The organism is Aeromicrobium stalagmiti, assembly GCF_013283745.1.
GTDB classification, from domain to species: domain Bacteria; phylum Actinomycetota; class Actinomycetes; order Propionibacteriales; family Nocardioidaceae; genus Aeromicrobium; species Aeromicrobium stalagmiti.
The window spans coordinates 208,440-221,462 of sequence record NZ_JABSTZ010000004.1 but is presented as its reverse complement, the minus strand read 5'-3'; the positions used below and the strand labels follow the sequence as shown (position 1 = coordinate 221,462).

Sequence of the window (13,023 nt, the reverse complement as noted above, 5' to 3'; positions counted from 1 at the left end):
CGGGACGAGGGCCGGTCAGAAGCCGAGCTTGCGCAGCTGCTTGGGGTCGCGCTGCCAGTCCTTGGCGACCTTGACGTGCAGGTCGAGGAAGACCGGCGTGCCGAGCAGCTTCTCGATCTGCGAGCGCGAGTCGCTGCCGATCTGGCGAAGCCGCGTGCCCTGCTTGCCGATGATGATGCCCTTCTGGCTGTCGCGCTCGACGTAGACGTTGACCCGGACGTCGATCAGCGGCTTGTCCTCGGGGCGGTCGGCGCGCGGCACCATCTCCTCGACCACGACGGCCAGGGAGTGCGGCAACTCGTCGCGGACGCCCTCGAGCGCCGACTCGCGGATGATCTCCGCGATGAGGGTCTCCTCGGGCTCGTCGGTCAGCTGTCCCTCGGGATAGAGCGCGGGCCCGTCGGGCAGCGTGCCGATCAGGAGGTCGGCCAGCAGGTCGACCTGGTCGTCCGCGACGGCCGAGACCGGGATGATCTCCTGCCACTGCAGGCCCGCGTCGGCGCCGGCCTGCTGGATCGCGAGCAGGTGGTCGCGGAGCCGGTCGGGCTTGACCAGGTCGATCTTGGTCGCGATCGCGAAGATCGGCTTCTTCCGGATCTGGGCGAGCTCCTTGATCAGGAACTTGTCGCCCTCGCCGACGCTCTCGTTGGCCGGCAGGCACATGCCGATCGTGTCGACCTCGGACCACGTCGAGCGCACGAGGGCGTTGAGCCGCTCACCCAGCAGGGTGTGCGGCTTGTGCAGCCCGGGGGTGTCGATGAGGATCAGCTGCGCGTCGTCACGGTTGACCAGTCCGCGGATCGCGTGGCGCGTGGTCTGCGGCTTGGACGACGTGATCGCGATCTTGCCGCCGACCAGGGCATTGGTCAGCGTGGACTTGCCGGCGTTGGGACGACCGACGAAGCAGGCGAAGCCCGAACGGTGCTCGCTCATGTGGTCTTCACCCGCACGACCTCGCCGGCCGGATCGGCCAGGTAGACGTTGATGCCGTGACCGGACACGTCACGGACCGCGGTGCCGTTGACGATGGGCTCGGGGACCATCTCACCGACGAGCGCAGCCGCCTCGATGCCGGTAGCACCCGACGAGACGGCCATGGCGACCGCGAGGTCGAGGGCGTCGACCCGGATCGACGCCAGCACCACGGTCGAGGCGACATAGGTGCGACCATCCTGGTCGCGCACCGCCGCACCGTGCTCGGCGTTCGTCCGCGCGCGGGACGCCCGTGCGAGCGTCACCAGCTTGGCGTCCTCAGGACTGAGATCCATGGTCGGAACCTTTCGCTTCGTCCAGCACGGGGGTCAGACGACTCACGAGGACGTGGCCGATGCGGTTGCGTCGGCCCGACGGACCCTCGGCCTCGAAACGTAGTCCCTCGACCTCGACGACGCTCCCCCGGATCGGCACCTTGCCCAGGTGCTTGGCCATCAGGCCGCCGACGGAGTCGACGTCCTCGTCGTCGATCGGGATGTCGAAGAGATCTTCGAGGTCGTCGACCTCGAAGCGCGAGCTGACCCGCCAGGAGCCGTCGGCCAGCTGCTCGCTCTCCTCGGGCTCGGTGTCGTACTCGTCGGTGATCTCGCCGACGATCTCCTCGAGGATGTCCTCGATCGTGATCATGCCGGACGTGCCGCCGAACTCGTCGACCACGATCGCGACGTGCGTGCGCTGGGCCTGCATCTCCTTCAGCAGGTCGTCGGCCGGCTTGGTGTCCGGCACGAAGAGGCACGGCCGGGCGATCGACTCGATGCGCTCGGTGGTCTCGGCGACGTGGTTGTCGAAGACGCGCTTGGTGATGTCCTTGAGGTAGGCCATGCCGACGACGTCGTCGAGGTTCTCGTCGATGACCGGCATGCGCGAGTAGCCGCTGCGCAGGGCCAGCGACATCGCCTGGCGCAGCGTCTTGTGCTTCTCGACGAAGACCAGGTCGGTGCGGGGCACCATGACCTCGCGCACGATCGTGTCGCCGAGCTCGAAGACCGACTGGAGCATCTTGCCCTCGTCGGTCTCGATGACCGAGCTCGCGGCGGCGAGGTCGACGAGCTCACGCACCTCGACCTCGGAGGCGAACGGCCCCTCACGGAACCCCTTGCCGGGAGTCACGGCGTTGCCGAGCAGGATCAGCAGCTGCGGGATGGGCCCGAGCAGCCGGGTCATGCCGACGACGGGCAGGGCGGAGGCCAGCGCGATCGACTCCGCGTGCTGGCGGCCCAGCGTGCGGGGCCCGACGCCGATCAGCACGAAGCTGACGACGACCATGATCGCGACGGCGACGCCGAAGCGTGGCCACAGTCCGTCGAGCTCGTCGGCGACGACCAGCGCGACCAGCACGACGCTCGCGGTCTCGGCGAGCACCCGCAGGAGCAGCACCGAGTTGAGGTAGGCCGCGGGATCCTCGAGGATGCGCGCCAGACGAGCGGCGCCGGAGCGTCCCTCGTCCTCGAGCTCCTCGGCGCGTGCCTTGGAGAACGCAGAGATCGCGGCGTCGACGCTCGCGAGCATGCCTGCCACGACCGCGAGTCCGACCGACAGGACGACGGGGAGCCAGTTCATCGGGCGCGCCTCACTGCTGCTCGGGGTCGACGCCCTCGGCGGCCTGCTGCCACTCGAGGAGCAGACGACCCTGGATGCCGAACATCTCCTGGTGCTCCTGCGGCTCGGCGTGGTCGTAGCCGAGCAGGTGCAGGATGCCGTGCACCGTCAGGAGGTCGACCTCGTCGCGGGTGGAGTGGCCCGCCGCGGGCGCCTGCTGCTCGGCGACCTGCGGGCAGAGCGCGATGTCACCGAGATAGCCCTCGGGGCTCTCGGCGTCGTCGTGGCCGGGCGTCAGCTCGTCCATCGGGAACGACAGCACGTCGGTCGGGCCCTTCTTGCCCATCCACTGCTCGTTGAGCACCGCGATCGTGTCGGGGTCGACGAGGCGGACGGTCAGCTCGGTGGCCGGGTGGAGGCGCATGCGCCGCATCGTGAAGCGGCAGAGCCGGGTGAGGGCGACGACGTCGACCTCGGCCCCTGACTCATTGAGTACGTCGACGTTCACGGGCGTCCGTGCCCTCCTCGCTCCACTTGCTCGGGGCGCGTCGCGTGCTCCTCGTACTCGCCGTAGGCGGCGACGATCTGACCGACCAGCTTGTGGCGGACGACGTCGGAGGCGGTGAGGTTGGCGAAGTGGATGTCGCGGACGTCGTCGAGGATGTCCTGGACCACCCGCAGCCCGCTCTTGTTGCCGCTCGGCAGGTCGACCTGCGTGACGTCGCCGGTGACGACCATCTTGGAGCCGAAGCCCAGGCGCGTCAGGAACATCTTCATCTGCTCGGGCGTGGTGTTCTGTGCCTCGTCGAGGATGACGAACGCGTCGTTGAGGCTGCGCCCGCGCATGAACGCCAGCGGCGCGACCTCGACGACACCGCTCGCGAGGAGCTTGGGGATCGTGTCGGGGTCGACCATGTCGTGCAGCGCGTCGTAGAGCGGACGCAGGTAGGGGTCGATCTTCTCGCTGAGCGATCCGGGCAGGAAGCCCAGTCGCTCGCCCGCCTCGACGGCAGGACGGGTCAAGATGATGCGGTTGACCTCCTTGGCCTGCAGCGCCTGGACGGCCTTGGCCATCGCGAGATAGGTCTTGCCGGTGCCCGCCGGGCCGATGCCGAAGACGATCGTGTGCTTGTCGATCGCGTCGACGTAACGCTTCTGGTTGACCGTCTTGGGCCGGATCGTGCGGCCGCGGTTGGACAAGATGTTGAGGCTCAGCACCTCGGCCGGCTTCTCGCGGGTCTCGGTGCGCAGCATCGACACGCTGCGCTCGACGGTCTCGCGGGAGAGGTTCTGGCCTGTGCGCAGGATCGTCACGAGCTCGTCGAGGAGCCGCTCGACGAGGGCGGCCTCCGAGGGCGCTCCCGTCACCGTGATCGTGTTGCCGCGGGCGTGGATGCGCGCCTCGAAGGAGTCCTCGATCAGGCGGAGGAACTCGTCAGCGGGGCCGAGCAGGGCGACGGCCGCGACGCTCGACGGGATCGTGAACGTGTGGGTGGGCAGCGGTGCCGATGAGGTGTCGTCAGTCATGTGGGATCAATCGTACGCAACGCCTGCGGCAGCGCACTAATTTCCTCAGCCCGGCAGCGGCACGTGGATCTCGCCGCCCAGCACGTGGGCGTGCGCGTGGAACACCGTCTGACCCGCGGCTGACCCGGTGTTGAAGACGAGCCGGTACTGGCCACCGACCTCGACCTCGGCGATGCGACGGGCCTCGGCCAGCAGCGCGACCGTCACCTCGGGGTCGGCCGCGGCCAGGCTGCCGATGTCGGGCTCGTGGACGCGCGGAACGACCAGCACGTGCACGTCGGCCTGCGGGAAGATGTCGCGGAACGCGACGGTGTGCTCGGTCTCGGCCACGATCTCGGCCGGGATGTCACCTGCGACGATCCTGCAGAACAGGCAGTCGGGATCGGGCGTGCTGCTCACTTGCATCTCCTTCGCTTCACGTTCGCAAGCTCACTTGAAGGCATCCTTGATCTTGCCGAAGACGCCCTTGTGGTTGCTGCCCATGAGGGCCTCGGGCCGCTCCTCGTTGCGGAGCTGGGCGAGCTGCTCGAGCAGGGCCTTCTGCTGCTCGTCGAGGCGCGACGGCGTCTCGACGACGACCTGCACCTTGAGGTCGCCGCGACCCGACCCGCGCAGGCGGGGCACGCCCTGGCCCTTGATCGTCAGGGTGTCACCGGACTGCGTGCCCGCCACCACGTCGACCTCGACGGTGCGCGACGCCTCGTCGGAGTCGGGGACGTCGGCCTCGAGCGTCGGCAGGTCCAGGTGGGTGCCGAGCGCAGCAGCCGTCATCGGCACCGTGATCTGGCAGAAGAGCTGGTCGCCCTTGCGCTGGAACACGGGGTGCCGCGCGACGTTGACCTCGAGATAGAGGTCACCGGCAGGCCCGCCACCGGGGCCGACCTCGCCCTCGCCGCTGAGCTGGATGCGGGTGCCCTGGTCGACACCGGCCGGGATCGTCACCGAGATCGAGCGACGCGAACGCACCCGACCCTCACCGGCGCACTCGGGGCACGGGTCGGGGATGACGGTGCCGAAGCCGTGGCACGTGGGGCACGGGCGGGACGTGCGGATGTCGCCGAGCAGCGACCGCTGGACGTGCTGGACGTCGCCGTGCCCGTGGCACGTGCGGCAGGTCTCGGGCTGCGAGCCGTTGGCCGCGCCGCTGCCCTCGCACGTCGTGCAGGTGACGGCCGTGTCGACCTTGATCTCGTGCGTGACGCCGAACGCCGCCTCGGCGAGGTCGACGTTGAGCCGCAGCAGCGCGTCCTGGCCGCGCTGCTGGCGCGGACGCGGGCCGCGCTGGGCGTTCTGGCCGAAGAACGCGTCCATGATGTCGTCGAAGTTGAAGCCCTGGGCACCGCCGCCGAAGCCTCCGCCGCCGCTGCTCATGGGGTCGCCACCGCGGTCGAACGTGGCCCGCTTCTGCGGGTCGGACAGCACCTCGTAGGCGATCGTCACCTCCTTGAACTTGTCGGAGGCGTCGGGCGCGTCGTTGACGTCGGGGTGGAACTGACGGGCGAGCTTGCGGTACGCCTTCTTCAGCTCGTCGGCGGTCGCATCACGTCCGACGCCGAGTGTTGCGTAGTAGTCCTGTGCCATGAGTCCTCTGCGTTTCAGTTGTCCGCCAGCGTGCGGCCGACGTAGCGGGCGACGGCGCCGACAGCAGCCATCGTTGCGGGATAGTCCATGCGGGTGGGGCCGACCGTGCCCAGGGTCGCGAGCGCCAGGTCGTCGGCGCCGTAGGCCGACGAGATGACCGCGGTGCTCGAGAGGCTCTCGTGGCCTGTCTCGCTGCCGATGCGCACCGAGAGGCCGCTCGTCGCCTCGCCCAGCAGCTTGAGCAGGACGACCTGCTCCTCGATGGCCTCGAGCACCGGCTTGATCGAGGTGTCGAAGTCGCTGCCGAACCGGGCGAGGTTGGCCGTGCCGCCGACGGCGATGCGCTCGTCGCTGCGCTCGTTGGAGAACGTCTGCGTGAGCGTCGTGACGATAGAGGTGACGATCGGGCGGTCGTTGACCCCGAACGTCTCGATCATGTCGGCGAGCTTGAGCGACGCCTCGGGGAGGCGCTCGCCCACGGTGGCGCGGGTGATGCGCGACCGCAGGTCGGCGATGAGGTCGTCGGTGGGTGTCTCGACCAGCTCGACGATGCGCTGCTCGACCCGGCCGCTGCTCGTGATGACGACCAGCAGCACGCGGGAGCCCTCGAGCGCCACGAGCTCGATGTGACGGACCGTCGAGCGGGTCAGCGACGGGTACTGGACGATCGCGACCTGGTTGGTCAGCTGCGCCAGCACCTTGACGCTGCGCTGCACGACGTCGTCGACGTCGACCGCACCGGTCAGGAACGTCTCGATCGCCCGGCGCTCGGCCGGCGACAGCGCCTTGACCGTCGAGAGACGGTCGACGAACATCCGGTAGCCCTTGTCGGTCGGGATGCGACCGGCGCTGGTGTGGGGCTGGGTGATGTAGCCCTCGTCCTCGAGCGCGGCCATGTCGTTGCGGATCGTGGCCGGCGAGACGCCGAGCTGGTGGCGGTCGAGCAGCGAGCGCGAGCCGACCGGCTCCTGCGTCGCGACGTAGTCCTCGACGATGGCGCGGAGGACGTCGAGCCGGCGGTCGTCAGACATCACACGCTCCTCTCCGCGAGCCTGTTGGCACTCTCCGTGGTCAAGTGCCAGTCTAGCGAGGTGAGCAGCATCTCGGAGAACGGCGAGGGGCACCTGGTCGTCCAGGGCGACGAGAGATCCCTCACGATCACCCCCTACGAGGTCGTGCTCGACGACGGCACGACCGTCGCGCACGAGTCGCGCGGCGGCTCACTGTCGTCGGTGTGGGTCACCCAGCTCGACCGCATCACCGTCGAGGTCATGCACCTCGGCGACGGCCCCGCCGGCGGCGAGCTCGTCGCGAGCCTCTCGGTGGTCGAGGACGACGGCAGCATCGTCGCGTCCTACGTCACGGTGGGTGCGCTGTGGACCGCCGACGCGCCGGGCGACGTCCCGCCGAGCTGGCCCGTCGCGGTCGACCTGGCGCTCGGGCTCATCGGCCCCGAGACCCAGCTGCTCGGCCCCGACATCGAGAAGGACGATCTCGAGACTCTGCACCAGCGACTCCTGGGAGCCCTGCATGGTTGACCGCTACGGCACCGACGTCCTGTCCGGCGACTGGAAGAAGCCGCCCCGAGGTCGCTCCGAGGAGGTCGTGGTCGAGCGCGGCATGGTCATCGAGGATGCCTCGACGGGCTTCTGCGGCGAGGTCATGGCCGTCGAGAAGGACCTCGGGATGATGATCCTGGAGGACCGGCGGCTCGTCCGCCGATCGTTCCCGCTCGGCCCCGGCTACCTGCTCGAGGGCAAGCCGATCATCGCTCGTCCACCGTCGGCCGCGACCAAGGCGACTGCCACGCGTACGGCGTCGGGCTCCCGAGCCGTCCACGGCGCCAAGGCCCGCGTGGCCCTGCCGAGCCGCATCTACGTCGAGGGACGCCACGACGCCGAGCTCGTCGAACGCGTCTGGGGCGACGACCTGCGCATCGAGGGCGTGGCCGTGGAGTACCTCGGCGGCATCGACGACCTCGTCGGCATCGTCGACGACTTCGCCCCCTCCGCCGACCGCCGCCTCGGCGTGCTGGTCGACCACCTCGTGCCCGGGTCCAAGGAGACCCGTCTGGCCGAGCAGGTCTCCGGACGTCCGCACGTGCTGGTCGTCGGCCACCCCTACATCGACGTCTGGCAGTCGGTGAAGCCCGCCCGCCTCGGCATCGAGGCGTGGCCCGTGATCCCCCGCGGCGAGGACTGGAAGCACGGCATCTGCCGCGAGCTCGGCTGGTCCCACACCGACCAGGCCGACATCGCCCGGGCGTGGAAGCACATCCTTGGACGCGTCGACTCCTACGCCGACCTCGAGCCGGAGTTCCTGGGCCGGGTCGAGGAGCTCATCGACTTCGTCACCGCGCCGACCGACTGAGCGATCGTCCGACGCGTCTCACCGCACCCGCAGCACGACCGAGGTCGAGCTGCGCGCGTGGTACTTCGACCCGCGATAGACGACCGTCAGCCTCGCCCGGCCCTTGGGCTGGCGGGGCAGGGTGACCGTGCGGCGGCTCGGCGAGGAGATCGTGACCCGGCCGATCCGCTTCGACCCGCGGAGCACGTCGACCACTCCACGCGCCTCTCCGGGCCCCACCCGCACGCGGACCTGCGGACGACGAGCACGGCTGATCGACGAGTCGACGAGGCGGGCCGACACCGCAGTGGGCGTCTTGACCCGGAACGTCCGGACGCCGAGCAGGCGGTCCTCGCCGGCCGTGCCGGGTGCGTTGAGCGCGTACAGGTACATCGTGGACGGTGTCTTCGTGCGCAGCGTCTTGATCCAGTGGAACCGGAAGTAGCCGCTCGAGAACGTGAACGTCTCGACACCGGCCTGGTCGCGCGGCCCGCCGATCGACACGAGGTAGTCACGCTTGCCCGGCGCAGCGTCAGGATCGCTCGAGGCCCCCCAGAAGTCGATGACACCGGCACTCGGCGACTCGACCGAGATCAGCTTGCCTGACGGACGGCCGTCCGACTCGGGGAACCGGATGAAGCCCGACGGCCACGAGGACGATCCGCGGGGCATGATGCGCCAGGCGAACGAGTCGTCGAAGTTGTCCTCCGACACCACGATCCGACCGTCCTTGCGGACTGACTCGACGTACGCGACGTGACCCGCCGCCGAGGCGCCGTGATAGTTGGCCTTCCACCAGGCGATGTCGCCCGGACGTGGCGTCGACGTCACCGGGATGCCCTCCCTGCGTGCCGCTGGTCCCCAGGTCGCCGCGTCCACGGCTCCCGTCGGGCGGGCGACCACCCTGCCCTTCGACAGGCGGTAGGCGACGTAGTTGGTGCAGCTGTGCCCGGGCGCCATGTTCCAGTGCGAGTCACGGAACACCAAGCGGTATCCGGCGCTGCCGAGACCTTCGGTCAGGCAGCCCACGAACCCGCGGCACAGCAGTGACGAGGACGCCGCTTGAGCAGGCGTCATTCCCATGATCATGATGACCGCGACGAGTGCTCCCACCACTCGCGCAGGTCCGCGCAAAAAGCGCATCTCTCCCTCTGCGTTCTCCCCCGAAACCGTGTTGCTGGGTCCACTCCCATAGACCCACTCCCTGCTTCGAGGTTAAGCAGTAACTCGCAGTGACATGTGCGGTTCGCCAGAAAGAGCACGAAGCTTCTAGTCGACGAGCTCACGGACGACGGCATCGGCGAGCAGTCGACCCGGCCGGGTCAGCACCAGGCGATCGCCGTTGCGCGTCGCCAGACCGCGCTCGACGACCCCGTCGACGGCCGTGCGCGCCCCGTGGCTCAGCGCGTCCAGGTCGAGCCCGCTGCGCAACCGGGTCTCGAGCATGATGCGCTCGACCTGCGCCGTCGCGGCGTCGATCGCCTCACCGTCGTGGCGCGGTGACGCGTCGGCGGCCAGCCGCTGCGCATAGGCGGCGGGGTGCTTGACGTTCCACCAGCGCTCCGCGACGGCGTCGGCCTCCGTGTCGACGCCAGGTGCGCGCAGGTGCGAGTGGGCTCCCGGGCCGATGCCCCACCAGTCGTCGCTGCGCCAGTAGAGCACGTTGTGACGGCACTGCGCGGCCTCGTCGCGGGCCCAGTTGGACAGCTCGTACCAGCCGAGCCCTGCTGCGGTGAGCAGCTCGTCGGCGAGCACGTACTTGTCGGCCGTCTCGTCGTCGTCGGGCATGACGACCTCGCCGCGCCTCACCTTCCGGGCGAACGCCGTGCCCTGCTCGACGATCAGCGCGTACGCGCTCACGTGGTTCGGCTCCAGGGCGACGGCCTGCTCCACGCTGTCGCGCCAGTCGTCCATCGACTCCCCCGGGGTGCCATAGATGAGGTCGACGCTGACCTGCTCGAAGCCGGCCTCGCGGGCCCAGCGCACGGCCTGCGGGACGTTGGCGGGGTCGTGCGTGCGCTCGAGGGTCGCCAGCACGTGCGGGACCGCCGACTGCACGCCGAAGGAGATCCGGGTGAAGCCGCCCTCCCGGAGCGTCGCGAGCGACTGCGGGGTGACCGAGTCGGGATTGGCCTCGGTCGTGACCTCGACCCCCTCGGCCAGGCCGAGACGCTCGTCGATCGCCCGCAGCACCCGCACCAGGTCGGCGGACGGCAGCTGCGTCGGGGTACCCCCGCCGAAGAACACCGTCTCGACGGTTCGACGCCCCACCTCGGCCGCGGCGCGGTGGATCTCGCTGATCGCGGTGTCGGCGTAGGAGGCCCGCGTCGCACCCTCGCCGAGCTCGTCGGCCGTGTAGGTGTTGAAGTCGCAGTAGCCGCAGCGGACCGTGCAGAACGGGACGTGGACGTACATGCCGAACGGCCGCTCCCCCGGGTGGGAGAGCGGCCGTTCGATCGAGTTCACCGACTAAGCGTAGAAGCCGTCGAGGATCGCCTTGTTGTTGGCTTCGACGACATTACGCTTGACCTTCATGCTGGGCGTGATCTCGCCGTTCTCGATCGACAGGTCGTGATCGAGGATCGCGAACTTCTTGATGGTCTCCCAGCGGTTGATCTTGGCATTGAGCTCGTCGATCTGGCTCTGGATGTGGGCGTACATCTCGGGCGACGAGACGACCTCGGTGTAGGTCTTGCCGGCCATGCCGTGGCCGGCAGCCCACTCCGTGACGGCGTCGGGATCGAGCGTGATGAGCGCCGAGCAGAAGTTGCGCTCGTTGCCGTGCACGACGATCTGGCTCGTCAGGGCGCTGATGCCCTTGAAGATGCCCTCGATGTGCGGCGGCGCGACGTACTTGCCGCCCGATGTCTTGAAGAGCTCCTTCTTGCGACCCGTGATGAACAGGAAGCCGTCCTCGTCGATGCGGCCCTCGTCACCGGTGTGCAGCCAGCCGTCCTCGGTGAGCGACGACGCGCTCTCGGTGTCGAGGTTGTGGTAGCCGCGCATGATGTGCGGGCCCTTGATGAGCACCTCGCCGTCAGCCGCGATCTTGGCCTCGCTGCCGGGGAACGGCAGACCGACCGAGCCGAGCTTGAAGTTGTCGGGCTGGTTGACGAACGCGCCGGCCGACGTCTCGGTGAGGCCGTAGCCCTCGAGGATCAGGACGCCCGCGGCGTGGAACCACTCGGCGATGTCGGGCGAGAGCGCCGCGGCACCGGAGATGAAGAACCGCACGCGGCCGCCGAAGCGGGCCCGGACCTTGGAGAAGACCAGCTTGTCGGCGACGGCGAACTTGGCCTTGAGGACCGGCGAGACGCTCTTGCCCGACCGGATCGCCTTGGAGTACTCGCTGCCGACGCCCTCGGCCCACTGGAAGATCTTGAGCTTGGCGCCACCCTCGGCCTCGGTCATGCCGACGATGCGGCCATAGGCCTTCTCGAAGATGCGCGGTGCGGCACCCATGAAGGTCGGCTGGACGATCGCGAGGTTGTCGACGATGCGCGGCACGCGACCGTCGATCGCGGTCGGGAAGCCGATCGCGAGCTGCGTCGTGAGGAGCACCTTGCCGAACGAGTGGGCCATCGGCAGCCACAGGAACTGCAGGTCGTCGATGCTCAGGAAGCCACCGGCCACCATGACGGCGCCCTCGTAGGACCAGCCGTCGTGGCTGAGGCGGACGCCCTTGGGGCGCCCCGTGGTGCCCGAGGTGTAGATCAGCGTGGCGAGCGAGTCACCCGTGATGCCGGCGACGCGATCCTCGATGACGGTCGGGTGGTCGGCGAGGTAGCCCTCACCGAGCTTCTCGAGGTCGTCGAAGCTGATGACCCAGTCGCCGTCGGAGGTGCCGTCGATGACGACGACCTTGACGATCGACGGCAGCTCGGAGTGCTTCTCGCGCAGCTTGGCGACCTGCTCGTCGTCCTCGGCGAACACGACACGGCTGTCGGAGTCGGCCAGGATGTAGGCGACGTCGTCGGCCATCGTCGTCGGGTAGACGGTCGTCGTCGCGGCGCCCGCGGCGTTGATCGCCAGGTCGGACAGGATCCACTCGAGCCGGGTGCCGGACGCGATCGCGACCCGCTCCTCGGACTGGATGCCCAGCGCCACCAGGCCCGCTGCCAGCCGGGTGACCTTGTCACCGGTCTCGGCCCACGTCAGCGACTGCCACACTTCGTTGGCATCGGGATAACGGTAGGCCTCGCGGGAGCCGGACTCCTTGACGCGGGAGTAGAACATGCCCGCCACCGTGGCGGCCCTGTTCTTGACGATCTCGAGCTGGGCGGGGGTGGGCGTGACAACTGGCATGTGGGGGTCCCTCTGCGCGGCGTACGGTCAGTATGTGGTGCGTGTCACCCTAACCTACTGGGCGGTCACTTCTCGGGGATCGTTGCGCCTTTCACCCAGTCGCCGGGCCACGAAGGAATTGATGCGCGGCTCGGCCGTCAGACGAGGGATCAGACCCCGTTCGGTCGTCAGGGCGCGAAAGACGAAGTCGACCGTCACCTCGTGCTCGCGGCTCTCCACGACCTCGATCGTGTCGCCGGCCTCGATCGTCCCCTCCTCGAGCACCCGCAGGTAGGGCCCGGGCAGCCGGCCCTGGGTGAACTTCTTGACCCACTGCCGTTCGTCGAGGAATCCCTGGAAGACCGAGCACGGGATGCGGACGCCCGCGATCTCGAGCAGCGCTCCCCCGACGCGCCACCTGTCACCTGCGTGAGCACCGGTCAGGTCGATGCCCACCGTCGTCAGGTTCTCGCCGAACTGCCCGGCGTGGAACGTCCGCCCGAGCTGGCCGCCCCAGGCCTCGAGGTCCTCCCGGGCATAGGCGTAGACGGCCTGGTCGGGACCGCCGTGGTTGACCAGGTCGGCGATCTGGTCACCTTCCAGGCCGGCGCGGTTGACGTGCACCGGCCCGTCGACCGGCCGCTTGTCGATCGCGCTGCGACGCAGCTGTCCCCACGGGACGTCGACCGTCCGACCGACGTTGACGGACTCGAGCGCTCCAGCCATGCCGCAACCCTATCGACGCGGCGG

General features: G+C 69.2%; 14 protein-coding genes. 2 read left to right on the top strand and 12 right to left on the bottom strand.

The window, feature by feature from the left end:
- Positions 1–15: 15 nt before the first annotated feature.
- Genes era through hrcA form a run of 8 tightly spaced genes read right to left on the bottom strand, consistent with a single transcriptional unit; the run spans position 16 to position 6,671 of the window.
- On the bottom strand, positions 16–933 hold the full coding sequence (gene era, locus HQK15_RS15785; RefSeq protein WP_173492459.1) for a GTPase Era: 918 nt from the start codon (positions 931–933) through the stop codon (positions 16–18).
- Positions 930–1,268: a cytidine deaminase-like protein gene (locus tag HQK15_RS15780; RefSeq protein ID WP_173492458.1), complete on the bottom strand. Its 339-nt coding sequence runs from the start codon at positions 1,266–1,268 to the stop codon at positions 930–932. Before HQK15_RS15780 ends, era begins: the two co-directional genes overlap by 4 nt.
- Complete coding sequence (locus HQK15_RS15775; protein WP_173492457.1) at positions 1,252–2,553, bottom strand: hemolysin family protein; 1,302 nt, start codon at positions 2,551–2,553, stop codon at positions 1,252–1,254. Before HQK15_RS15775 ends, HQK15_RS15780 begins: the two co-directional genes overlap by 17 nt.
- 10 nt (positions 2,554–2,563) lie before the next feature.
- A complete protein-coding gene (ybeY, locus tag HQK15_RS15770; RefSeq protein ID WP_173492456.1) occupies positions 2,564–3,040 on the bottom strand; it encodes an rRNA maturation RNase YbeY in 477 nt (158 codons plus the stop codon).
- On the bottom strand, positions 3,037–4,059 hold the full coding sequence (locus HQK15_RS15765) for a PhoH family protein (RefSeq protein WP_173492455.1): 1,023 nt from the start codon (positions 4,057–4,059) through the stop codon (positions 3,037–3,039). Before HQK15_RS15765 ends, ybeY begins: the two co-directional genes overlap by 4 nt.
- Before the next feature lie 45 nt (positions 4,060–4,104).
- Positions 4,105–4,458, bottom strand: coding sequence for an HIT domain-containing protein (locus HQK15_RS15760; RefSeq protein ID WP_367649217.1), 354 nt, complete (start codon positions 4,456–4,458; stop codon positions 4,105–4,107).
- Positions 4,459–4,488: 30 nt separating this feature from the next.
- Positions 4,489–5,640, bottom strand: a complete 1,152-nt coding sequence (dnaJ, locus tag HQK15_RS15755) for a molecular chaperone DnaJ (protein ID WP_173492453.1) — start codon at positions 5,638–5,640, stop codon at positions 4,489–4,491.
- Positions 5,641–5,654: 14 nt separating this feature from the next.
- Positions 5,655–6,671 (bottom strand): heat-inducible transcriptional repressor HrcA, encoded by a 1,017-nt coding sequence (gene hrcA, locus HQK15_RS15750; protein ID WP_173492452.1) that lies wholly within the window; start codon positions 6,669–6,671, stop codon positions 5,655–5,657.
- A 60-nt stretch (positions 6,672–6,731) separates the two neighbouring features.
- Between hrcA and HQK15_RS15745 the strand changes: the two genes are divergently transcribed.
- Positions 6,732–7,178 carry a hypothetical protein gene (locus HQK15_RS15745; RefSeq protein WP_173492451.1) on the top strand — a complete coding sequence of 149 codons (447 nt, stop codon included), beginning with the start codon at positions 6,732–6,734 and terminating at the stop codon, positions 7,176–7,178.
- The gene (locus HQK15_RS15740) at positions 7,171–8,010 is read left to right on the top strand and encodes a DUF3097 domain-containing protein (protein ID WP_173492450.1); all 840 of its coding nucleotides are present in this window, start codon (positions 7,171–7,173) and stop codon (positions 8,008–8,010) included. The genes HQK15_RS15745 and HQK15_RS15740 overlap by 8 nt, the downstream gene beginning before the upstream one ends.
- Positions 8,011–8,028: 18 nt before the next feature.
- On the opposite strand, the gene HQK15_RS15735 is transcribed toward HQK15_RS15740, so the two are convergent.
- The 4 genes from HQK15_RS15735 to HQK15_RS15720 form a co-directional block, all read right to left on the bottom strand.
- Positions 8,029–9,066, bottom strand: coding sequence for a CHAP domain-containing protein (locus HQK15_RS15735; protein WP_173492449.1), 1,038 nt, complete (start codon positions 9,064–9,066; stop codon positions 8,029–8,031).
- A 192-nt stretch (positions 9,067–9,258) separates the two neighbouring features.
- A complete protein-coding gene (hemW, locus tag HQK15_RS15730; RefSeq protein WP_173492448.1) occupies positions 9,259–10,455 on the bottom strand; it encodes a radical SAM family heme chaperone HemW in 1,197 nt (398 codons plus the stop codon).
- Positions 10,456–10,458: 3 nt separating this feature from the next.
- Positions 10,459–12,294 (bottom strand): AMP-dependent synthetase/ligase, encoded by a 1,836-nt coding sequence (locus HQK15_RS15725; protein WP_173492447.1) that lies wholly within the window; start codon positions 12,292–12,294, stop codon positions 10,459–10,461.
- Positions 12,295–12,348: 54 nt separating this feature from the next.
- Positions 12,349–12,999, bottom strand: a complete 651-nt coding sequence (locus HQK15_RS15720) for an MOSC domain-containing protein (protein WP_173492446.1) — start codon at positions 12,997–12,999, stop codon at positions 12,349–12,351.
- Positions 13,000–13,023: the final 24 nt, after the last annotated feature.